Raw genomic sequence first — 22,941 nt, forward strand, 5'->3', positions numbered from 1 at the left:
GGGGCCGGGCCGGAGTCCGGCCCGGCCCGGCCCCAGGAGGGGGAGGTGCCCCCTACTTCACCCCCACCGCCCGAACGATCTCCTGGGACACCGAACCGCCCCGGTCATCGCTCGCCGAGGCCCGCAGCGAGACGGACTTCGCGCCGCCCGGCACCTTCAACTTCCCCTCCCAGGACGCCTTCCTGCCGTCCCGGTCCAGGGCGACCGGCTGCCACGTCTTCCCCTCGTCGTACGAGACGGACAGCTTGCCGCCGCCGATCGTGCCGGTGTCGGCCGCCCCCTTCACGTACTCGGAGAAGATCCCGACGCCGACGGTCCGGCCGCCCCGCACCGCGCCCGAGAGGTCCGTGTCCACGTCGAAGCCGAGGTTGAGCAGCGGCAGGAAGGTCTTCCTGTCCGCGGGCGTCCGCTTCGACTTGAAGGTCCACTCCGCGTGGCCCTTCGTCGCGAGCTGCCAGCGTTCCGGGGCGAGGGTCGTGTCGGTCGCCACCTTGTACGTGTGCTCGGCGGGGTCCGCGTCCCACACGTACACGCCCGAGCTCTTGCGCCGGTCGGCGCTCACCCCGTCCACGAAGACCTCGCTGACCTGCGTCATCGAGTCCTCGTTCCAGACGTCGCCGAAGCCGGTGTGGTCCGGTCCCGAGTCGCCCCAGCCGGGCACGTTGAACTCCAGGTTGTCTCCGGTGCGCGTCTGCCCCCAGCCGAGTCCGGTGCCGAGCCAGGGGTGCAGGACCGGCTTGAACCAGTCGAGGCCGGTGCGCCTGCCGCCCTGGTAGGCGACCAGGCCGCTGCGCTCCTCCAGCGCCCCGGGCCCGGTGGACACGGACTCGTGCCACAGCTGGCCCTTGCCCGTGGAGACGTACTCCGTGCGCTCGGCCGGGTAGTCGATCTTCTCCTGGAAGCCGAGGCCGACGGGGAAGGCGTCGGTGATCGAGTAGCGGTACTCGCCGCCCGCCGCGGGCTTCACCGCGTGGAACTTGCTCTCCACCACGGCGAGTTCGCGCTTCGTCGGCTCATACGTGAGATCCCCCTTGGGGACGGCCCCCGCATGCCCTTCCGAAAGGTCGTACACGTAGGGGGTGTTGAGGGTTCCGGTGCTCTCGACCCTCCTGCCCGCCTTCGCGGCCGCGATGAGCCCGGCCCCGTCGGCGGCGTCGACCGTGGCGATCTGCAGCGGGCGGTCGCCGTTGTCGTCCGTGCCGAACCAGGCGTTGAGGCGGCCCGCCCGGTCGTCCGTCACGAACAGCGCCTTCGCGCCCGCGTCCTGCGCCGCCTGCCCCAGCTGCGACGCGGTGACCGCGTCCGTGCGGCGCACGACGACGGCCTTGCCGCGGACGTCCTTGCCCTCGTACGCGGCCGGGGTGCCGTCGCCCGCGTCCACCAGCGCCCACTTGCTGCGCCCCGCGGCGATCGTCCCGCCGGGCTGGGCGACGGCCTCGCGCACGCCCCGCACGTCCACGAGAGGCTTGCCGAGCCGCCACACGGTGCGGTACTCGAAGCTGCCCTCGGTGACCTTCGCGGTGGGCGCGGCGAAGATGCTGTCGTACTTCACCGGCACCTGGACGGCGCCCATGAGGTCGGCGCCGCCCGCCTTGCGGTCGTACTCCATGAGCAGCTGCCGGGTCTCGGTGCGCCGGTCCACGTCGGCCTTGATCTCGCGCAGCTTCCGCCCGTCCAGGGTGACCGTGCGGTCCCGGTCGAGGCGGATCTGCGGGTCGGCGAGGAAGCCGAGGCCGAGGGAGTCCGCGCCGTTGCCGCCGCGCACGTCGAGGAAGGTCGAGAGGGCGTACGTGCCCGGCTTCAGGCGCAGCTCCAGGGTGCCGGAGCCGTCGACGGCGGCCGGGAACGGCTCGGTGCCCTCGGCGAGCTGCTGCACCACGAGGTCGGCGGGGGCCGCGGCGCCGTCACGGTCCTTCACATGGACGGTGAGCGTGTACCGCTCCTCCTCCTTGACCAGGCCGAACGCGGTGTGTGCGACCTTCTTGCCACCGGCGCTCGCGACGACGGCGCCGCTGGTGTTCCCGACCGCCGCCTTCGCCCCGTCCCCGGTGACGGTGGTCGACGCGGTGCCGTGGGCCGGGACGGTGAGGGTGGAGTCGGCGAGCGTGACGACGCCGTCGGCGGCGCCCTCCGCGGCGAGACTCAACTCGACGGCGCTGTCCGTGGAGTTGCGGTAGGTCAGGGTCCGCTCGACCGGCTTGTTGTCCTCGTAGGGCCAGCCGTAGAAGCCGAGGTCGGTGCTGCCCGTCGCGGTGATCTGCGCGTCGATGGCGTCGGGCACGCTCACCCGCCCCGCCCCCAGCTCGTACGCCGATGCGTCGAGCTGCTTGGAGCTGGCCATCAGGGCGTCCTTGAGCTGCGCGCCCGACCAGTCGGGGTGCCGCTCGGCGAGCAGTGCGGCGACGCCCGCGACGTGCGGGGTCGCCATCGACGTACCGCTCATCTCGGTGTAGAAGCCCTCGCCGTCGACGAGTTGGGAGCGGGCCGCGAGGATGTCGACGCCCGGCGCCGACAGGTCGGGCTTGAGCGCGTGGTCACCGATGCGCGGGCCCTGGCTCGTGAAGTACGCGGCCTTGTCCGCGGAGTCGACGGCGCCGACGGTCAGCGCGGAGTCGGCGGCGCCGGGCGAGCCGATGGAGGAGGGTGCGCCCGTGTTGCCCGCGGCGATGACGAAGAGGGCGCCGGTCTCCTTGGAGAGGGAGTTCACGGCGGCGGCCATCGGGTCGGTGCCGTCGCTGGCCTCCTGCGAACCGAGGCTCATGGACACGACCTTGGCGTCGACGTCCTTCGCCGCCCACTCCATGCCCGCGATGATCTCCGACTCGCTGCCGGAGCCCTCGTTGCTGAGCACCTTGCCGACGGCGAGCGCGGCGCCGGGCGCGACGCCCTTCTCCTTGGCGCCCTCGGAGGCGGCGCCGCTGCCGCCGACGGTGGAGGCGACGTGCGTCCCGTGGCCGTTGCGGTCGGCGACCTCCTCGCCGGGGATGAAGCTCTTGCTCTCGCCGACGCGCCCCTTCAGGTCCGGGTGCCCGGCGTCGACCCCGGTGTCGAGGACGGCGACCTTCACACCCTTGCCCGTGAGCCCGGCCTCCCAGGCCTTCGGGGTGCCGATCTGCGCGTTGCTCTGCGCCAGGTCGGCCTCGACTCGCCCGTCGAGCCACACCTTGTCGATGCCGGAGTCTCCGCGCTTCACGGACCGCCACAGGGCGTCCGGCTTCTCGGCGGTGACGGCGAGGCCGTCGACGCTCGCCAGGGAGCGCACCTTCTCGACGCCGCGGGGGAGTTGGCGGGCGGCGGCCCGCGCCTTCTTCTTGTCGTACGTGACGATGAGGGGCAGCTCGGCGGTCGCCCTGCCCTGCTCGGCGGTCGCCCTGCCCTGCTCGGCGGCGCCCTGCCGGATCAGCTGGGTCACGTCGAACAGCCGCTCGTCGAGGGCACCGGAGCGCAGATACGGCCGCGCCTCGTCCGGTACGACGGTGACGTGCCCGTCGGCCACCTGGCTGCGCACCGCCCCGCTCGCGCCCGCGGGCCGGTCGACGGTGACGGTCTGCCGACCGCCGGGGAGCCGGGTGACGGTGACCTTGTCGCCGGTGATCAGGGTGACGGTGTGGGTGGCGTTGGCTGTGCGGGTGGCATCGGGGGTGCGGGGGGCACCGGTGGTGCGGCCGGGCGCGGACCCGGGCGCGTCGTCGGCCACGGCGCCCTGCCCGGCGGGAAGCAGGGCGAACGCGAGACCGGCGGCGGCCACGAGCGTGGCTCTTCGCCGCGCGGGGGCTCTGGTCATGAGGCTGCCTCTCTTCGTCGGACCCGGGCGGGGGTGGTGCCCGAGTGCTGCGAAGAGTGTCAGGGGCCTTACGGTGCTGGGGAGTTGACGGGACGTGGCGGGAAGCCGCCAGGGCGACTATCCGCCAGGGTCCTTCGACGGGCCGCGCCCCGCGGGCGGCGTCACGAAGGCGGGTGACAGCCGCACACGCCGTCCGCGACAATACGGGAGCCGGAACCGGGCGTCCGGATCGCGGTGGCCGGACTGGCTCAACGGGGGTGCGCACCATGGGCAGTTCGTCGTGCGGTGAGGCCTTATGAAGAACGTCTCCTGGCACGCCCGCATCGACTGCGGCGGCGAGGTCGGCGCGGGCTTCCTCGTATCCGAGCGGCGCGTGCTCACCTGCGCCCACGTCGTCCGCGACAGCGACAGCCACCCCGTCACCGTCACCTTCCCGCAGCACAGGAAGCTCACCCCGGTCCGCGCCACGGTGACCGGCCACGGCGGCTGGCAGGGCCGCCACGACGACCCGGGCGACCTAGCGGTCCTCGAACTGGACCGCCCGGTGCGGGTCGCCCCCGCCGAGTTCGCGGCGCCCGAGGACGCGTACGGCAATCCGCGACCGCGCCTGATCGTGTACGGCTTCCCCCAGGGGTACGACGAGGGCACGATCGTCGAGTACCGGGCCCCCGCAGCCCAGTTGATCGCGGACGAGTGGATCCACCTGGAAGCGTGGAGCGCCCACGGGCAGCGCCTCGCGCCGGGGTTCAGCGGCGCGGCAGTGGCCCTCGCCGACACGGGGCGGGTCGTCGGCATGCTGGCGGCGGCGGACGGCTCGCCCGACAACCTCAGCGGCCGGATGCTGCCCACCTCCGTCATGTGCCGCTACTGGCCGGGCCTCGCCGAACTGGTCCGCACGCCGGACCACTCCCCGGCGACCGCGGAGCGCCTGCGCGAACTGGTCGGAAAGGCCGCCGACACCGAGTTCGCCCGCAACCCCGAGCGGCTGTACCTGGACGCCGCGGGCCCGTTCGGCCCGCCGGTTCCCGAGGGCGGTTTCGAGTCGCTGTGGGCCGCCGCCTGGTACCTGCTGTGGGAGGTCGCGGAGCCGGCCGCCGCGACCCGCTTCGCCGACCGGCTCGCCGCGCTGCTCGACGCCCCGCCACGGCCCGCCGACGCGCCCCGTTCGGCGTCCGGCCCCGACTGGGTCCCGATCCTCATCGAGATCGAGCACAGCGGCGGCGACGCCGACCAGGTCCTCGTGACGGTCTCCGCCCACCGCGAGGGCCGCCGCCACCCGGTCGACTCGCGCACCCTGCACAGGAGCGAGCTGCGGGCCCACGTCCAGGAGCACATCGACAAGGCGTTCTGCCACGTCCCGCCGGGCTCGGACGAGTTGATCGCCTTCGCGCTGCCCCGCGAGTGGCTCAACTGGCCCGTCGCGAACTGGCAGCGCAGCGCCACCGACCCGACACCGCTCGGCTGCCACTACCCGCTCGTCGTGACCGAACGCTCCCGCCGGACCGGCGGCCTGCGGCATCAGCTCGCCCGCAAGTGGGAGCGGCTCGGCGACAGGGCGTCGGCGACGCTGCACCGCGTCGAGTGCGGCACCGTCGAGAAGCCGGGCAGGCTCCGCTTCCTGCTCCGCCGCGACGAGGCGGACCTGGCCGGGTTCGCCGCGGCCCCGACCGCGGCCCGCGTCCGGCCCCACTTCGAGGCCTCGCTGAACGCGCCCGCGCCCATCCTGGTGTGGCCGCGCACCGGCTGCGAGTGCGGCGACCACGACCCTGCGGAGGCCTGCGCGGGAAGGGAATTCCTGGACGGGCTCGCCGCGTACCTGGACGGCCTGCCCCCCGCCGAACTGCCCCGCCACGTCCTCGACCTGCGCGAGAGCGCCGAGGCGTCCGACGCCCCCGACCGGCACTGGGCCAGGGACGTACAGCTCCTGTGGGACGACCCCCGCTGCCTGCCCGACGCGGCCGCCGCCCCGCAACTCTCCCCCGTCACCCGCTGAGCGCCCGCACCCCACGGAGACCCCGCATGAGCAAGTGGCCCGTCTACACCGGCAGGACAGCGCCCCACGACGGCATCGCCGACCTGCCGCCGCCCCCGCCCTGGCGCGCCTTCGACGGCGGCCCCGCCCTGGAGACCCCGGCGGACGACGGAGCCACCACCTCCCCCGACCGCGCCCACCGGGCCCGCACCTACCGCGCCACCGACGAGGCGGTCCAACTCGTCAACGCGGCCCTCTATTTGAGGCGTCCGCTGCTGGTCACGGGCCCGCCCGGCAGCGGCAAGTCGAGCCTCGCGTACGCGGTCGCCAGGGAGCTGCGGCTCGGCCCGGTGCTGCGCTGGAACATCACCAGCCGCAGCACCCTGCACGACGCGCTCTACCAGTACGACCCGCTGTCCCGGCTGTACGCGGCGGGGCGGGCCGCACGGGACGACGCCCGGCCCCGCCCGCACGCACCGGGCGCACCGGTTGCCCCTCGTACCCCTCACACCCCGCACACCCCCGGCGAGGCCGCGCCCCCCGCGGACCGCGCGGGCGTCGCCGACCACCTGCGGCTCGGCCCCCTGGGCACCGCCCTCCTGCCCTACGCACGCCCCCGCGCCCTCCTCATCGACGAGATCGACAAGAGCGACCTCGACCTCCCCAACGACCTCCTGAACATCCTGGAGGAGGGCCAGTACGAGATCCCCGAACTGCTGCGGGTCGCCAAGCGCACCCCGCTGGCGACCCTCCTGACCGACGGCACGGACACCCCGGTCACGGTCACCAAGGGCCGGGTGCGGTGCCGCGCCTTCCCCTTCGTCGTCCTCACCAGCAACGGCGAGCGCGAGTTCCCGCCCGCCTTCCTGCGCCGCTGCGTCACCCTGCGCCTGCGCCAGCCGCGCGACGAGCATCTGGAAGAGATCGTCCGCGCCCACCTCGGCGAGCCCGACGCCTACGCCCGCGGCCTCATCACCCGCTTCCTGGAACGCGGCAACGGCGGCGAACTCGCCACCGACCAGCTGCTCAACGCCATCTACCTGACCGGCGCCGCGGACCTCGACGCCGCCTCGCGGGACGTACTGGCACAGCAGCTGATGCCCTATCTGTCGGCGTCCGCCGACACCGGCCGCGATGCCGTCTGACCGGCCCCCGCGCCCCGGCGAGGTCGCCCACCTCGCCGGGCTGCTGGCCGACGTGTCGGGCGGCTCGCGCCGTCTCACGCCCACCGAGCTGGCGGAACTCCTGTGGCTGGCGTCCCACTTGCCTGCACCGCCGGACCCGGACCCTGCCCCGGCCCCGGACCCTCGCCAGGCCGAGCCCCGCGCAACGGAGCCGCCCTCACCCACCCCACTCCCCGACCCCGCACCCGAACCCGGCCCCGACGACACGGCCCCAGACCAGGACGCCGACGCGCCGCGCCCCGCCGACGACCGCGTCCCGCTGCACCTCCCGCCCCGCCCGCTCCGCAAGCCCCGCCCTCCGGAACCCCCGCCCGGCAACCACGGGACACCACGCGCACCCGCACCGCGCCCGCCCGCACCGGGCGTCCGCCGCGTCCCCGTGCACGTACCCGTCCCGCCGATGATCGCCCACCCGCTCGCGCTGCAACGAGCGGTGCGCCCGCTCAAGCGGTACGTCCCCTCGCCCACCAAACGGTTCCTGGACGAGGAGGCCACCGCCCACCGCATCGCCCTCCTCGGCGGACGCCCGCAAGGCTGGCTGCCGGTCCTCGAACCGTCCCCGGAGCGCTGGCTCCGGCTCTGCGTCGTGCACGACGGCGGCGCCACGATGCCGATGTGGCGGCCGCTCGTACGGGAGCTGCACACCGCGCTGGCCCAGTCCGGCGTGTTCCGCACGGTCGAGCTGCACCGCGCGGCGCCCGACGGCACGGTCCCGGCCCGTGCGGCATCCGTGCCCGCCGACGGGCGCACCGTCGTCCTGGTGGTCAGCGACTGCATGGGCCCCCAATGGCGCGAGGGCGCGGGCGCCGTCCGCTGGTACCGCACGCTGCGCCGCTGGGCGGCACGTACGCCGCTGGCCGTCGTCCAGCCGCTCCCCGAGTGGCTGTGGCGCACCACCGCCCTGCCGACCACTCCCGGCCTGCTCTCCGCACCGCACCCCGCGGCCCCTTCAGCCACCCTCACGTTCACCCCATACGACCCCCTCGAATCGCCGCGGCCCGAGGGCGCGCTGCCCCTGCCCGTCCTGGAACCGGCGGCGAACTGGCTGGCGAACTGGGCGGCGCTCGTCACCGACCCGGGCGGGGCCCGGGTCCCCGGCTCGGTCGCCTGGCTGACGCCGACACCGCCGCTGTCGCCGCTGACCCCCGCGCCGGATGCGGGCACCCCGCCCCGCGAGGACATCACCCGGCTCACCGCCGAGGAGCTCGTGCTGCGCTTCCGCTCGACCGCATCGCCCGAGGCGTTCCGGCTGGCCGGTCATCTCGCGCTGGGCGAGCCGCAGTTGACGGTCATGCGCCTTGTCCACCGGGCGGTCGAGAGGCACCCGCGTCCCCAGCACCTCGCCGAGGTGATCCTCAGCGGCATGCTCGCCGAGTCCCTGGAGGGCCCGCCGGGCGTGTACGCCTTCCGGGACGGCGTACGCGAGCTGCTGCTGCGCAGCCTGCCGCGCACGGCACGCGGGCGGACCCGTGAACTCCTCGCCCAGGTGGGCGGGTTGATCGACGACAGGGCGGGCGTCGCGCCCGGCGAGCTGCGGGCGGTGGCCCATGTGCCGGGCCCCGGGGGCGAGGGGGCGGAGCCCGGCACGGACGGGGCGTTCGCGACCGTGACCCGCGAGAGCGTCCGGCAGCTCGGCGGGGAACGGGACCACCTGCTGGGCGGGCGCTACCGGGGTGTGGCACAGATCGGCCGGAGCCCCGGCGTGTGGCTCGCGGACGATCTCGCCGACGAGGGCGGGCTCGTGGTGGTGCAGCGGTTCCTGGCGGCGTCGGACCGGCTGCGCGCCTCGTTCGCGGACGAGGCGGCCCGGCTCGAACGGTTCCGGCACGCGCACGTGGCCGCCGTCCGTGACCACGGCGTGGACGGCGAAGAGGGCTCCGGCGGCGAAATCCCCTACCTGGTCATGGAGTTCGTGCCGGGCCGCAATCTGGACGAGGTGCTTCTCGGACACCCGGAGGGCCTCCCCGGATTGGCTCTGCTGCAGGTGGTCCCGGCCCTGGCGGACGCGGTCCTGGCCCTGCACGCCCAAGGGCTTGCGCACGGCGCCGTCTCGGCGGAGCAGGTGCGCGTCCCGACGGAGCGCGGCCCGGTCCTGTGCGGCTTCACCCTCACTCCGTACAGCCCGGCGACCCGGCGGGCCGATCTGCTGGCGCTGGGGCGCCTCGTCCACGAGACGTACACGGGTTCGGCGACGAGGCCGGTGGGCCGGGCGCCGGGCCCCGTACGCCCCGGCATCCTCCCGGAAGAGGTCCTGACGGCCCTGGAATCGGCCGTCCTCGACCTCGAATCCGGCCGGGTCGACCGCCAACGCCAAGGTGCTGCACAGCTGTTGGACCTCGCATCGTCTCCGATGCCGGAGGTCACCTGCTCCCTGCTGGGCCCACTCACGGTCCTCCGGGACGGCAGCCCCGTGCCGACGGGCACGCCGGAGTGCCGGGCGGTGCTCTCCATGCTGCTGCTCCACGAGGGCCGCCCCCTCTCGTACGCGGAGCTGGCGGAGGGCCTGTGGGGGGCCGACCGCGCCGACCCCACCCTCTCCCTCCTGGACGCCTGCCTGACCCACATCCGCGACGTGATGGAGCTGCCGCTGTCCGAGCAGTCCGACGGCTACTCCCTCCGCCTTCCGGGCGTCGACTCCGTAGACCTGTTCCGCTGCGTACAGCTGGCCGACGAGGCAGCTGCGGCACAGGAGTCGGGGGACCTGGAAACCGCCCGCGACCTGGCGCGGGAGGCCCTCGCGCTGTGGCGCGGAAAGCCTCTGGACGGGGTGCCGGGACCGGCCGCGGCTCGGGCGCGGGCGGACATCAACCGGCTCCTGAAGCGTCTGCTGCGCGTGGACTCCGTCGTGGGCGGAGAACCGCAGCACACCGTCGTGGCTTTCGAGTGCGTCGAGCCCGGCGACCGGTCCGACGCGCTCAAGGAGCAGCTGGGCCAACGGCTCTCCGGCCTGCTGGCCCACAGCGGTCTTGAGCGGTACACGTTCCAGCCGGTCGCCCTGGGCTGGCAGGTGGCCGTCGCCCCCGAGGCCCACCCTGTGCAACTCCTCCCGGCCCTCCTGAAAGGGCTCCCCGCCCTCCTCACGGACCTGCCGCACCTGGCCCTCGCCGTCACGGTCGCGCAAGCCCCCGGCCCGACGGCCTTCTCGCCACGGTTCCCCGAAGGACTGCGGGACCTGTTCGACCGTGAAGAGGGCGCCGTGATCGCCGTACCGGACGCGCTGTTCCCGAGCCTCGGCCTCCAGGAGTTGCCCGGCGCCCCCACATTCGAGCGGGTGCCCGACATCAGCCACTGGTACGGCCGCATCACGGCAGCACCGCCCACCACCACGCCCAGCACACCGGTCCTGCTCGGCTTCGACGGCGTCTTCACCCACCTCTTCCGGGGCAGGGCGGCACGTGCGGCCGCCCTCTCCCTCCTCTCCGTGGTCAGCGAGTACCGGCGCCTCGACGACGCGCTGTCCGGCGTACCGCTCCTGAACTCGGACAGCAGCGTCGTGCCGAGCGGGCACCTCACCCATCCCTCGGACGTCCTGCGCGCGCTCGCCCATCACCAGGAGTACGCCGCCGAGCTGCACGCACGCCTCACCACTCTGGAGACGGAGCGCGCGGCCGCCGCGAAACCCCTGGCCCAGAGCGACGCGCTCCGCACGCTCCTCACGGACCACCCTGTCGCGATCGTCACCGACACCTCCCACCAGGCCGTGTCGAAGTACCTCGACGCGCACGGCCTCCCCGCCCCCCGCGGCGGAATCCACGGCCGCACCGCGGACCTCGCGCGCCTGATGCCGGACGCGGACTGCCTGAACCGGGCGCTGCGGCAGCTCGCCGTGGCACCGGACCGCTGCCTGATGCTCGGGGCGTCCCCGCACGAGGCGGTCGCCGCCCGGAGTCTGGGCGTCCCCTTCGTCGGCCACGCCCCCGACCGGTCGTCCGCGGAGGGTCTCCGGTCCGTCGGCGTCTCCCGCACGGTCGACTCCGTGCGCGCGTTCGTCGACATCGTCCGCGCGGAGGCACGAGGGGGCGGAGCACGAGGGGACGGAGCACGAGGGGGCGGATGAAACCCCGTCAGATCGGCGAGTATGCGCCTTTTCGGTAGCAACCCCTCCGGGTCCACTGGAACCACCGCACTGTTCGCGCGAACCACCGCACCGCCTGCGACGCCGTCAACACCACCCGTGCGGCGGCACCCCGCCCGGCTCAGCTCAACGCGCGGGCCGCGCGCGGCCGCCGCACGATGCGAGACAGGACCGCCGTCCGACGGTCCGTACGGTCTGCGCTCTCGGGAGGATCTGCCATGACCGTCAGTCTGGAGCAGTTGCGCCGCTGCCACATCGCCGTCGACCTGGGAGCCGCGAGGACCCGGGTGTTCGTGAAGGGCGCGGGCCTGGTCGTCGACCAGCCGAGCGCCGCCGCCATCAACACGCGGACGGGCGCGCTCATCGCGGTCGGCCAGTTCGCCGAGCAGATGACGGGCCGTACGCCCGGCTACATCCGGGTGGTCCGCCCCGTCTCCGGCGGCACCGTCGTCGACATCGAGATGGCCCAGCGCATGCTGCGTCATCTGCTCGGCGAGAAGCTCCGCCGCACCCTGCGCCGCAAGCCCCGGCTGCGCGCCGCCGCCTGCACGCCGCACGACGCGGACCCGCTGGCCCAGCGCGCCGCCGTCGAGACGATGGTCGGGCTCGGGGCCCGCCGCGTGGAACTGGTGGACACCCTCATCGCGGCAGCCGTCGGCTGCGGCCTCCCGGTGGAGCGCCCCGAGGCGACGATGATCCTCGTCTGCGGCGCCGCCACCACACAGGTCGCGGTCCTCTCCCTCGGCTCGATCGTGACCGCGGAACGCATCCCCGTCGGCGGCGAGGCCATCGACCACGCGATCGTGCAGCACCTGCGCCACCACCACGAACTGATGCTGCCCTCCCAGTCCGTACGCCCCCTCCAGCTCGCCCTGAGCGGCAACGGCCTCACCCCGCACGGCCCGGAGTCGACCGAGATCCACGGCAGGGACGTCGCGACAGGCCTGGCCCGCTCCGTCCAGGTGGACACGGCCGCCGTCCGCGACGCCATCCACACGCCGCTGACCGCCGTCCTGGACGGCATCGGCAAGGTGCTGCGCGACTGCCCGCCGGACCTGGTGGCCGACCTCGCGGACCGCGGAATCATGATGGTCGGCGGCAGCGCGCTGCTCCCGGGCCTCGACCAGATGCTGCGGGACGCGACCGGTATGCCCGTACATATCGCGGAACGGCCGGATGTGTGCGCTGTGCTGGGGCTCGGTGCGATGCTTGAGGGCAAGATCCAACCGCTGGCGCTGGCTCCGCTGTCCGGCTGACCCGACCCGACCGGCCCGGCCGAGAGGCAGCACCTGTCTCCACCGACCATGGAGTACGTCGTACGTGACCGAGATGCCGATGCCCGAAGGAGCGGACGCCGCACCGCAGCCCTCGATGCAGCCGATCCTGGAGGCGGTCCTGAGCGTCGGCACGGACCTCGAACTCCGGGCCACGCTGCAGCACATCGTGGACAGCGCGGCCCGGCTGACCGGGGCGGGACTCGGCACGCTCGGCGTCGACGCCCCAGGTCACGAGGGTCCGGCCGAGGTGTTCGTGGCGGGCGGCCCCGGGCGCTTCCCCGACGGCGTGCCGCGCGTGCGCCCGAACGCGGACGGCACCGTCATCGACGTACCGATCCACGTCCTCGACGACCCGTTCGGCACCCTGCTGCTCGCCGAGAAGGCCCGGGGCGGCCCCTTCACCGACGAGGACCGGCAGCTTCTGAAGGTCCTGGCGAGCCAGGCGGGCATCGCGATCGGCAACGCCCGCCTGTTCGAGGCGGCCCGGCAGCGGGAGCGCTGGATCGAGGGCGCGGCGGCGGTCACCACGGCCCTGCTCACCGGCGAGGCGGCGGCCGACGCGTTGATGACGGTGGCGGACCGGGCGCGGATCCTCGCGGGCGCGGCGGCGGGCGTGGTCCTGCAGCCCACGGAGGCGGGCGGCATGCGGATCGTCGCGGCCGCGACGGACGGGGAGCCGCACGGGTGGGGGGCGTCGGGAGGCAGGCGCGGGCCCGGCGAAGGGGCGGCGCGTCCCCCAGGCCCTGCGACTGAAGCGGCCCGCACCGAAGCGCCCCGGCAGACTCCGCAGACCCACCCGCACCCGCACCCCCACACCCACACCCACACCCACACCCACACCCATGAGGCCTCCCCAACCCCCCACACCGACCTCATCGGCACCACCATCGAGCCAGGGAGCGCGGTCCTCACCCAACTCCTCGGCGGCGAACCGGTGTACATCGACGACTCGGCGACCGACCCCCGGATGACGACGCACGTACGCGCCCGCTTCGGCCCCAGCATGATGCTGCCGCTGCAGGCCGCCGGTCGGCTGATCGGCACGCTCGCGCTGCCCCGCAGGCGCGGCGCGCCCGCCTACACCTCGGCCGAACGCCTGCTCGCCACGCAGTTCGCCTCGCAGGCCGCGCTGGCCCTGGTCCTGGCCGACGCCCAGCAGAGCCGAGAGCGTCTCGCGGTCTTCGAGGACCGCGACCGCATCGCCCGCGACCTGCACGACCTCGTGGTCCAGCGCCTCTTCGCGACCGGCATGATGCTGGAGTCGACGCGCCGCAGGGCTCAGTCGACCAAGGTCGAGTCCACGCTGGACCACGCCGTCGACGAGCTGGAGTCCACCATCCAGGAGGTCCGCACGGCCATCTTCGCGCTCCAGCAGCCGCCCGCCGACGCCCCCGCCACGTTCCGCGGCAAGGTCCTGCGCGAGACGGCGGGCGCGGCCGCGGTCCTCGGCATCCAGCCGTCGGTGCACTTCGCCGGTGCCGTCGACGCCCAGGTCACGGACCCGGCGGCGGGCCATCTGCTCGCCGCCCTGCGCCGGGCCCTGGCCGCGGCGTCGCGCCGCACCGGCGTCACGCGCGTCGACGTCGCGATCGACGCGCGGGCGACGCTGCCGGACGGCCGCCCGGGCGTGCGGCTGACGGTGTACGACGACGGGGACACGGACGGCGTGGAGGCGGGAACGACGGCGACGTGGCAGGCGCCGCTGTAGCGCTGCGTCCCGCGGCCCCGCCCTACGGACCCTCCGGCCCCCTCAAACGGACCCTCTGGCCCCCTCAAAGCGCCACCACCGACACCTCCGTGGCCTTCACGCTCGTCCACACCTCGGCCCCCTCCACGAGCCCGAGCTCCACGGCCGCCTGGGGCGTGATCTCGGCGACCAGGTCGGGCGCTTCGACCGAGGTGACGAGAACCCGCAGCCGACTACCGGCGGTGGTGATCTCACGGACGGTCCCCGGCCACACGTTGCGGGGACTGCCCGCCGGCTTCTCGCAGTGCACGGACACGGCCTCCGGCGCGATGACCGCGAGGGCCCGCGCGCCCTCCTCCAGCGGATCGGCGACGACCAGGCGCCCCTCCCCCGCCAGCGCGAGCGTCCCATCGGCGGTCGCGGTGCCGGGCCAGGCGTTGCGGCCGAGCATGCGGGCCACCCAGGGCGAACGCGGGTGCCGGGTGACCTCCGTGGGCGGCGCGTCCTGCAACGTACGCCCTTCGGCGAGTACGAGGACCCGGTCCGCCAGCGAGACGGCCTCGACGGGGTCGTGCGTGACGACGAGGCAGACGCCGCCGAACCCGTCGAGGTGGCGGCGCAGGGTGTGCCGGACGTGGGCGCGGGTGGTCTGGTCGAGGGCGGCGAGCGGTTCGTCGAGGAGCAGCAGCCGGGGGCGGGCGGCCAGCGCGCGGGCCAGCGCGACCCGCTGGGCCTGCCCGCCGGAGAGCTGGGCGGGCTTGCGGTGGGCGAGGTGTCCGACGCCGAGCCGGTCGAGCCACGCCTGCGCGTCGCGGCGGGCCTCGGCGCGCCGGACGCCCTGCGCGCGGAGTCCGTACGCGGTGTTGCCGAGCGCGTTCAGGTGCGGGAAGAGCGCGCCTTCCTGGGGCACCCAGGCGACCCCGCGCCGGTGCGGCGGCAGGGCGGTGACGTCGTGCTCGCCGAGCCGCAGCAGCGCGTGGGCGCGCGGGGTGAGGCCGAGGAGGGCGCGCAGGAGCGTGGTCTTGCCCGCGCCGTTGGGCCCGACGACGGCGATGGTGGTGCCGGGTCCGGCGTCGAGGGTGAGCTGGTTGTAGCCGGTGACGTCGGCGTGCAGGGCCCACTTCTCCGAGGGAACGGCCCGATCGGATTCCTTGCCGACCGGCTCGGTCGACCCCCGGGAATCGTCACCGTCCGCCGCCGCCTCGTCCGTGACGGGCCCCCGCCCCCTCACAGAGACCCCCGCCCCGGCCGTCCACCGCCCCCGCAGCCCCACGAGCACGGCCATCGCGATGGCGAGGAGCAGCAGCGACAGGGAGGTCGCGGCCTCCGGGGAATCCTGGAGGAGCAGATACACCTGGAGCGGCAGGGTCTGCGTGGTCCCCGGCAGGTTGCCCGCGAAGGTGATGGTGGCCCCGAACTCGCCGAGCGCCCGCGCCCAGGTCAGCGCGGCACCCGCGGCGAGCCCGGGGGCGACCATGGGCAGGGTGACGGTGAGGAACACCCGTACTGGAGACGCCCCGAGCGACGCGGCGGTCTCTTCGAAGCCGGGCCGCAGCCCGCCCAGCGCCCCCTCCAGGCTGATGACGAGGAACGGCATGGCCACGAACGTCGCGGCGACGACGGCCCCCGACGTGTGGAAGGGCAGCACGACCCCGAAGGTGTCCTCCAGCCAGGGCCCGAGCAGCCCGCGCCGCCCGAATCCGAGGAGCAGCGCGACACCGCCGACGGTCGGCGGCAGCACCATGGGCAGGAGCACGAGGGACCGGACGAGCGCCTTCCCCCGGAACTCCACCCGGGCCAGCAGCCAGGCCAACGGCACCCCGAGCACGAGCGAGAGCCCGAGCGCCCAGAAGGACACGAGCAGCGAGAGCTTCAGGGCCTGGGTGACCCCGGGAGTCGTCAGATGACTCCCGAGGTCGCCCCACTCGGTCCGGGCGAGAATGCCGACGAGCGGCATCAACAGGAACGCGACGGCGAGCAGGGCGGGGACGGCCAGCGTGAGCGGCGCACGGGAGCGCACGCGGGGCCGAGAACTGGAACCGAGCCGGGCCATCAGGGGCTACGGCTTCTGGAATCCGGCGTCCCGCAGCATCTTCTGCGCCTCCGGCGTGCTGAGCCACTTCACGAACGCGGCGGCCGCGTCGCCGTTCTCGGAGCCCTTGAGGGTCGCGGCGGGGTAGGAGGCGACGGCGTTCTGCGCGTCGGGGATCTCGACGGCGTCGACCTTGTCGGTGGCGGTGGCGGCATCGGTCTTGTAGACGATGCCCGCATCGGCCTCACCGAGCTCGACCTTGCTGAGCACGGACCGCACGTTGGCCTCCTTGGAGACCGGCTTCACCTTGACGCCCTGCTTGTCGAGGACCTGCTTGCTGTACCGCCCGACGGGCACGGTGTCATCGGCGAGAACGACCTTCAACTTGCTGTCGGCAAGGTCCTTCAACCCCTTGACCTTCTCCGGATTGCCCTCGCGGGTGGCGATGACGAGCCGGTTCTTGGCGATGACGGTGGGCTTGCCGGTCTCCCCCTTCAGCCCGTCCATGGTCTTGGTGTCGGCAGTGACGAGCACATCGGCGGGCGCCCCCTGCTTGACCTGAGCGGCAAGCTCCTGGGACCCGGCGGCGGAGACAGTGATCTTCGTCCCCGGGTGCTCCTTCTCGTACGCCTTCTCGGCGGTGGCGAAGACGTCGGTGAGGGAGGAGGCAGCAAGAACGGTAAGACTCACGTCCTTACTCCCACTCGCGCCGTCCTTCTTCCCGTCACTGTCATCGTCACTGCCGCAGGCGGCGAGCGGCAGGAGCAGCGCGGCGGTGGCGACAGCGGCGGCGGTACGGCGGACGGGGCGAGCGGAGAACTTCGGGGACATGGCACGGCTCCTAGCGGACGAAGAACACAGAAATGCGACGCGCTCAGGCACGATCGATGTGAACGCTGGTGGACTTGACCCGTGCGGTGGCCTCGACCCCGACCTCAAGGCCGAGCTCCTCCACCGCCTCGCGGGTCAGCAGGGAGACCAGCCGGTGCGGCCCGGCCTGGATCTCCACCTGCGCGGCGACGTCACCGAGCTTCACGGCGGTGACGATGCCGGGAAAGGCATTGCGAGCGGAGGTGTACGGAACGTCCTCGTCCCCCACACCCGCACCACCGCCCTGCCCGACCTCGACGGAGAAGGCGGCAAGATCCCGCCCGTCGATGAGCCGCCGCCCGGCCTCGTCGCGATGAGTGGCGACCCGACCGGCGTCCGCCCAACGGCGCGCGGTGTCGGGACTGACCCCGAGCAGACGGGCGGCCTGCCCGATTGTGTAGGACTGCATATGCGACAAGATAAGCGCGATCGGCTCGCATTTGTAAAAGTTGATAGGGATATCCACCGCAGATGCGCCTACGCGCCCCACTCCCTGGAGGAACCTCCAACCCGCGACGCGGGCAGCGGCGAGCACGCATAGGCGCCCCGAACCGCCCTGCCCACCCGACCGACCGCCCCCACTACGGGGTCCAGCCCCTTCCCCACACTGCTGACCCTCGTCTCGCGCCTGAGCGTGATCGCGAATCAGCGCGGACGACGCGGCGCTCAGGGCGTGGAACATCGCCAAGTAGCCGGTCCTGCCCGCCCTAGTGGCCTGAACTTCTCGAGTTGCCCCACAACCCGGACGTCACCACCAAACACACCCGGCAATCTCAGCGATCGAAACTCCTGCGATAGATCTGCTTCCCCCGGGAGCAGGAGGCGACCACGTCGCGTTCAAGGAACTCCTCGGCCAAGCGCCCACATCGGCATCACGGCCGGTGCCAGTCCTGACACCGCACCCGCAGCAACCGTCGTCCGGTGACGTTGCCGTCACCGTTCCACCAACGCCCAGGAAGCCCCACCGGAATCCGTCAGGGCCTCCCTCGAACCCAATTAACGATCGAACTCCGACAATCCGAGCTCATCGCGTCGAGCCCTGGCAAGAGCACCTTCTTCAATGCCAATTTCCCCTTCACCGGCAACACGAAGGAGGGCAACTCTCATTGATGCATAATCAACATTCGGCGGCACATCGATTGCCCACAAGTACCCCGTCGCATCAATCTCCCAAGAGCATTCGAAGCTGCGGAGAACGTCGTCAACCACGCCCCTCGCGCCCTCAGCTCTGATGATGACCCGCACCGTCGAATGCCCACCCTCCGACACGAACTCCTCGAACACGAGCTCCCTGCGCTCGTGATCGGGCCTGACCCGCACAATATCCCCATAGGCGACTCCCTTAACGTAAAAGGGAGTGTTCCGAACCTCGACTTCCATCTGCACCGAGGTCTTCCCAGTCCAGAGCCGCTCCGAAGAGGCCTGGGCCCAATCAGCAACCTCACCGGGGAGATCGAAGGCTACCTTGTACAACCTGTCAGGCTTATCCACCGATACCGACTCATCGCCACTATGGGCCGAGGAAGTCTCTGAGTTCATCGTCCCACTCTTCTATCGTCTTCGTAGACTTATCCCTGTTGCATCGACGACAAGCAACGGCACCATTATGCGCACCACCATGCCCGCCGCTGGCCTTCGGCTCTATGTGGTCGATCTGGGCATCGTCAGGCCTTCCCGGGATGGAATTTCCGTTAGCGTCTTGCGATCCCCGTCGCTCCACCTTCTGCTTGCAATAGTCACACCTGTAACTGCCACCGTTCTTCTTCGCGTTGGCGTCATAATCCTTCTGTCTCTCGGCGTCAGTGAAATCCAAACCAGCTCTGTTGCAGTTGTGCACCAGGACCGGCGTGGCACCCGCCAGCGCATAGAGCGTGTGCTAAGCGAAGCCTTCGACCTGCTTTTTCGCAACCCGCCGCCTCCTCCACAGCGCGGGACTCCGGACGATCCGCTTCCACGACACCCTCGGCAGCATCCTCGGCCCGACCGACGCCCCGGACGACCCGCCCACCGCAGCCGTCGTCCGCTGACGTTGCCGTCACCGTTGCAATCAAACGCCTCTGGGGCCCGCTGAACATCAGCGGGCCCCAGAGGTGTTCGGGCCACAGTGAAGAATCTCCGTGTGTCAAGATTCTTCAATTCAGAGACCCTTTAAGAATGAGACTCCGATTGAGATTTCGAATCCCCGAGTTCCATTGAACTGACCAACTCGACATCGAGTTGGAGAGGTTCAAACGCAGAAGTCCTCGGAACCTATCACTGCTTCGAGAGCATCGAAATCCCACCTGTCGCAAGGGAGAACATTCGGACAAGAGCCTTCCGGACATCCGGGTCACGATCAAGCCGTTCCAACGATTCGAACCTTGCCGGGTCAAGATCGATCGTGGTAATTCCGCCAGCGTCCTTGCCGTCTGCGGACGAGAACAACACGAGGCACCTATACGCCCGCACAGCACCCTCTCGCTCCTCCCGCATCAGTGCTTGGAGGACGACAGCGCCATCCTTGACCTGACTGCGGAGCGCGTCCACCGAGGACCACCGAGTTGCCCAGGATCGCTCCTCCGCCTCCAGCTGGATCGCCAACAGCGTTTCGAAGCTGATCTGGCATACCCGAAAGTCAGGGTCAGTTGAATGAATCAGAGCCATCAGGCACTACTCCGGATCGTAGACATCAACGCGTATTTCCGTATCCGGGTCGATGCGTCCGTCCTGAATCCTTCTTCGGAGTTCATCCTTGCGATGATGTCCTCCAAGAATCTTGCCGTCACGCGAGACGAGGATTCCGTCTCCGTCGCCAGGATTGTTGATCCCGTCCAGGAGCTCGTCATTACTCAATTCCTCGTGATACCACTGCGACGCCGGATCCCGGGTCTTCTGCCCATCAGTATAATTGCCGATATCACCGGCCTTCTCGTGACGGGTCGAAATTCCGCACGGCCCGGAATTGTGAACGAGTACTGGTGTGGCCCCCGCCAGCACATAGTACGTGTGCACATCAGCAACAGTCAGATTCGGTGGTATACCGACGTGAAGGTGCTACCCCGGCCACAACCCCGCCCCGCCCCCGAACGGACGCCAAAAGCCGAGGCGTTGGACCCCAACCCGACTGCAGTACGTGTGGCACAAGCCCCCTGAAATGCACCTCAGGCGGAAGGGGGCCTGTCGTCATGCCCCGATCGCGTCGAGGACCCGCCCCGTGTCGGCGAGCTCGTCGAGCACGACCTCGGCCCCAGCCCCCTGAAGCTCGGCCCGCGTCGTCCTGCCCGTGGCGACCGCCACCACCCGCACCCCGGCATCGCGCCCGCCCGCCACATCAGCAGGAGTGTCCCCGAGGAACACGGCGTCCACGGCCGGTACGTCTGCGCGAGCCAGCGCCGCGCGGAGCAGCTCGGGCCGCTCCTCGCCGTCCTCCCCGTAGGCGCCGTCGTCCAGGCGGAGGTACGTATCGAGGCCAAACATCGCGAGCTTGACCTCGGCCACGCCACGCACGTTGCCGGTCACCACCGACTGCCGGACCCCGCGCTTGTCGAGCGCTGCCAGGACGGTGGCGGCCCCGGGCAACGCGTGCCCCCGCTCGCGCACTTCGGCCGCCCGCTGCAGGTGCACAGCACCGAGCGCGTCAGCGAACCGCGTGAACAGGTCGTCGCTGAAAGGGATGTCGTGGAGCCGCGCCGTCTCGCGCAGGATCACACGCTCCGTCGACCCAGTCACCGATGCCTGCTCGCGCAGAGGCACGCCCGTCACCTCCTCGAACGCAGCGGCCCACAGCTCACCGCCGAGTCCGCGCATGGCCATCAGCGTGTGGTCGATGTCCCACAGCACCAGCTTCGCCACGGCGTCCCCTCCCTCGCTGGATTCCCATGTCCCCACGTAGCGGGCACCCTACGCTCAGGAGTAGTGAGCGAGGAGTGGGCGCATGGTTGCGGCAGACCTCCCTATCGGGGACCGGATCCGGCACTACCGCGGCGGACGCCGACAGGACGCGGTCGCTGGGCTGGTCGGTATCTCCCCGGACTATCTGTCCCAGATCGAGCGGGGCCTCAAGGTGCCGTCACTGCCGATCCTGTACGCCCTCGCGCAGGAGCTCGGCGTTCCCACCGCAGCCCTGCTCTCTGAGCAACCGCCACCCGAGGAGGAGGAGACGATCGGCCGCCCTGAGGCTGCCGTGGGCCAGGCCCTCCTCGGATACGGTCCCCCGCGTCCTTCCACCCCCGTGCCCGCGGGCGTGCTGAGAGACCGGGTCGAGGCAGCGTGGCACAGCTGGCAGAGCAGTTCCGAACGGTTCACCGCAGCGGCCGACACTCTCCCCGACCTGGTAGCTGACGTAGAGCACACTCTTCGCGTAGCGCGCGCCGGTAATGACGCCGCCGAGCGACGTGCGGTGCTACGTGCCGCCGCTGACTTGTACTGCCTGCTCCGCTCCTACCTGCGTCGCACCGGCCGTGTCGACCTCGCCACCCTGGCGGCCGATCGAGCCATGCGGGCCGCCGAGGACACTGACGATCCGCTGCGTATCGCCGCTGCCCAGTGGAACCTTGGGCACGTGCTTCTCGCTGCTGACCAGCCTGCCGAAGCCGAAGAGCTGGTGCTGCGGGCGGCCGAGCAGGTGGCCACCGCACACATGCCGGAACTGGAGCGACAGGCGATGGGCGGCGCTCTCCAGCTGGTGGCCGTGCTCGGGGCTTCTCGCCGACGCCGATGGTGGGAGGCGCGCGAGCGGCTGGTCGAGCAGGCGGCGCCCGCGGCCCGTGCGGTGCCGGACGACAGCAACGTGGCGTGGACCGTATTCGGGCCAACGAACCTCGCGCTGCACGCGCTGTCCATCGAGATGGAAGCGGGCGAGACGGGCGAGGCCCTGCACACAGCGGACGCCGTCGACACCGGCCCGCTGGTTTCGGTGGAGCGCGAGTTCACCTTCGGGCTGGAAGTGGCGGCCTGCCACAGTCAGCGTCGTGACGACGCTGCTGTTCTGCTGTCGCTGCTGGCTCTTGAAGCCATCGCTCCGGAGGACTTGGCCCGGACTCCGCTCGCGCGGCAGCTGGTGCTCACGGTCATCCGTCGAGCGCGAGCGATGCATGCGCGGCAGGCCGAGCAACTGGCTGTGCGGATGGGGATCGTCTAGCGGACGAGCCTGTGGCTCACCCGAACTGTCAGCTCGGTTGGCCTCGTTGAGGGCTCCATAAGGTCACTGGCGTGAGGCACATCACCATGACAGTGAGGGCGCTCCCGATGACCAGTCCCAGAGAGCAACCAGCGGTATTCGACTGGCTGGCGCGCTCGCAGGCCGCGCCGCACCAGGCCCACCGGGAATGGGCGGAACGCGGGATCGCACTGCTGCCGCTCGGTAAGAGGTTCAACACGGTATGCCTGCCCGCCAGGATCGTGTACCGGGCGGTCGGGACAGAGGACTTGGACATCGTGACCGCGACGCTGGCCGAGCTGCTCAACGGCCCGGTCATCCACAACCGGCCGCAGCACCTGTACTACGCGCTCATCGAGCCATCCCCCACGATGCGGTGGATGCAGAAGTACAGCGAAGCCCCGATGCTGGGGGCCGGCGGCTTCCTGTCCGTCCCGGCGTCCGATCTCCGTGGACCTACCGGGCTGTACTGGGCAGTGCGCCCTCGCATCGTCGGCGACCTGTGCCCCGTCCAGTCCGTCGCCGCCCTGGTACACATCGCCCGCAGCGAGCTTCAACGGAGCCAGCAGTGACCCTCATGGAAACGCCCCCCGAGGAACGGCAGGCACAGCAGGTGTACGAGGGCCTGCTCGCTCACTTCGACAACTGCACCCCCTGCCGGGTCGAGAACTACTGCACGCTGGGGGAACGGCTGCGCCGCGCGCACCGGGCCACGCGCTCCGCCCTCTCCGGGACCGCGGCCGCCACCGGCACGACCTCGCCACCGCGGGAGGAACCGACAGGCAAAGGAGAGCGAGGCCCTGCGAACGGCGCGGGCCGAGGCCCGAGCCCTCCCGGTGCCCAATACTCCATCAGCGGCTGACCACCCGCCCCCCCTAGAACTCCCGAACTCCCGCCGCGCACGCGGCGGGCACCCACGCCCT

The 22,941-nt window shown here is 71.9% G+C and carries 17 protein-coding genes; 8 read left to right on the top strand and 9 right to left on the bottom strand.

Features of this window, described 5'->3' with window-relative positions:
- Positions 1–52: 52 nt before the first annotated feature.
- The gene (locus ABZV77_RS27390; protein WP_356262027.1) at positions 53–3,784 is read right to left on the bottom strand and encodes a S8 family serine peptidase; all 3,732 of its coding nucleotides are present in this window, start codon (positions 3,782–3,784) and stop codon (positions 53–55) included.
- Positions 3,785–4,079: 295 nt separating this feature from the next.
- On the opposite strand from ABZV77_RS27390, the gene ABZV77_RS27395 reads away from it, so the two are divergent.
- From ABZV77_RS27395 to ABZV77_RS27415, 5 genes are all read left to right on the top strand, one after another.
- Positions 4,080–5,777, top strand: coding sequence for a trypsin-like peptidase domain-containing protein (locus ABZV77_RS27395; protein ID WP_356262030.1), 1,698 nt, complete (start codon positions 4,080–4,082; stop codon positions 5,775–5,777).
- Positions 5,778–5,803: 26 nt separating this feature from the next.
- Positions 5,804–6,901, top strand: coding sequence for a MoxR family ATPase (locus ABZV77_RS27400; RefSeq protein WP_356262032.1), 1,098 nt, complete (start codon positions 5,804–5,806; stop codon positions 6,899–6,901).
- Positions 6,891–10,997: an SAV_2336 N-terminal domain-related protein gene (locus tag ABZV77_RS27405; RefSeq protein WP_356262035.1), complete on the top strand. Its 4,107-nt coding sequence runs from the start codon at positions 6,891–6,893 to the stop codon at positions 10,995–10,997. The genes ABZV77_RS27400 and ABZV77_RS27405 overlap by 11 nt, the downstream gene beginning before the upstream one ends.
- Positions 10,998–11,233: 236 nt before the next feature.
- Positions 11,234–12,271: a rod shape-determining protein gene (locus ABZV77_RS27410; protein WP_356262038.1), complete on the top strand. Its 1,038-nt coding sequence runs from the start codon at positions 11,234–11,236 to the stop codon at positions 12,269–12,271.
- A 73-nt stretch (positions 12,272–12,344) separates the two neighbouring features.
- Complete coding sequence (locus tag ABZV77_RS27415; RefSeq protein ID WP_356262700.1) at positions 12,345–14,000, top strand: GAF domain-containing protein; 1,656 nt, start codon at positions 12,345–12,347, stop codon at positions 13,998–14,000.
- 64 nt (positions 14,001–14,064) lie between these two features.
- Here ABZV77_RS27415 and ABZV77_RS27420 read toward each other — a convergent pair whose 3' ends face one another.
- The 8 genes from ABZV77_RS27420 to ABZV77_RS27455 all read right to left on the bottom strand — a co-directional run bounded on the left by ABZV77_RS27420 (position 14,065) and on the right by ABZV77_RS27455 (position 20,712).
- Positions 14,065–16,032: an ABC transporter permease gene (locus tag ABZV77_RS27420; protein WP_356262041.1), complete on the bottom strand. Its 1,968-nt coding sequence runs from the start codon at positions 16,030–16,032 to the stop codon at positions 14,065–14,067.
- A gap of 6 nt (positions 16,033–16,038) precedes the next feature.
- Positions 16,039–16,842 (bottom strand): molybdate ABC transporter substrate-binding protein, encoded by an 804-nt coding sequence (gene modA / locus ABZV77_RS27425; protein WP_356262043.1) that lies wholly within the window; start codon positions 16,840–16,842, stop codon positions 16,039–16,041.
- A 43-nt stretch (positions 16,843–16,885) separates the two neighbouring features.
- Complete coding sequence (locus ABZV77_RS27430) at positions 16,886–17,290, bottom strand: helix-turn-helix transcriptional regulator (protein ID WP_356262046.1); 405 nt, start codon at positions 17,288–17,290, stop codon at positions 16,886–16,888.
- Positions 17,291–17,877: 587 nt separating this feature from the next.
- Positions 17,878–18,420: a DUF4265 domain-containing protein gene (locus ABZV77_RS27435; RefSeq protein ID WP_356262049.1), complete on the bottom strand. Its 543-nt coding sequence runs from the start codon at positions 18,418–18,420 to the stop codon at positions 17,878–17,880.
- Positions 18,392–18,718: an HNH endonuclease gene (locus tag ABZV77_RS27440; RefSeq protein ID WP_356262052.1), complete on the bottom strand. Its 327-nt coding sequence runs from the start codon at positions 18,716–18,718 to the stop codon at positions 18,392–18,394. The genes ABZV77_RS27435 and ABZV77_RS27440 overlap by 29 nt, the downstream gene beginning before the upstream one ends.
- A gap of 416 nt (positions 18,719–19,134) precedes the next feature.
- The gene (locus ABZV77_RS27445) at positions 19,135–19,524 is read right to left on the bottom strand and encodes a hypothetical protein (RefSeq protein ID WP_356262054.1); all 390 of its coding nucleotides are present in this window, start codon (positions 19,522–19,524) and stop codon (positions 19,135–19,137) included.
- Between the two features lie 6 nt (positions 19,525–19,530).
- Positions 19,531–19,872: a hypothetical protein gene (locus ABZV77_RS27450; RefSeq protein ID WP_356262056.1), complete on the bottom strand. Its 342-nt coding sequence runs from the start codon at positions 19,870–19,872 to the stop codon at positions 19,531–19,533.
- Between the two features lie 171 nt (positions 19,873–20,043).
- Entirely contained in the window at positions 20,044–20,712 is a 669-nt protein-coding gene (locus ABZV77_RS27455) for an HAD family hydrolase (RefSeq protein ID WP_356262059.1), read from the bottom strand.
- Positions 20,713–20,794: 82 nt separating this feature from the next.
- On the opposite strand from ABZV77_RS27455, the gene ABZV77_RS27460 reads away from it, so the two are divergent.
- The 3 genes from ABZV77_RS27460 (at position 20,795) to ABZV77_RS27470 (ending at position 22,880) form a co-directional block, all read left to right on the top strand.
- Positions 20,795–22,000, top strand: a complete 1,206-nt coding sequence (locus ABZV77_RS27460) for a helix-turn-helix transcriptional regulator (RefSeq protein ID WP_356262062.1) — start codon at positions 20,795–20,797, stop codon at positions 21,998–22,000.
- 107 nt (positions 22,001–22,107) lie between these two features.
- Positions 22,108–22,590, top strand: a complete 483-nt coding sequence (locus ABZV77_RS27465) for a hypothetical protein (RefSeq protein WP_356262064.1) — start codon at positions 22,108–22,110, stop codon at positions 22,588–22,590.
- Entirely contained in the window at positions 22,587–22,880 is a 294-nt protein-coding gene (locus tag ABZV77_RS27470) for a hypothetical protein (protein ID WP_356262067.1), read from the top strand. The genes ABZV77_RS27465 and ABZV77_RS27470 overlap by 4 nt, the downstream gene beginning before the upstream one ends.
- Positions 22,881–22,941: the final 61 nt, after the last annotated feature.

This window comes from Streptomyces sp. NPDC004732 (assembly GCF_040609235.1).
Lineage (GTDB): Bacteria > Actinomycetota > Actinomycetes > Streptomycetales > Streptomycetaceae > Streptomyces.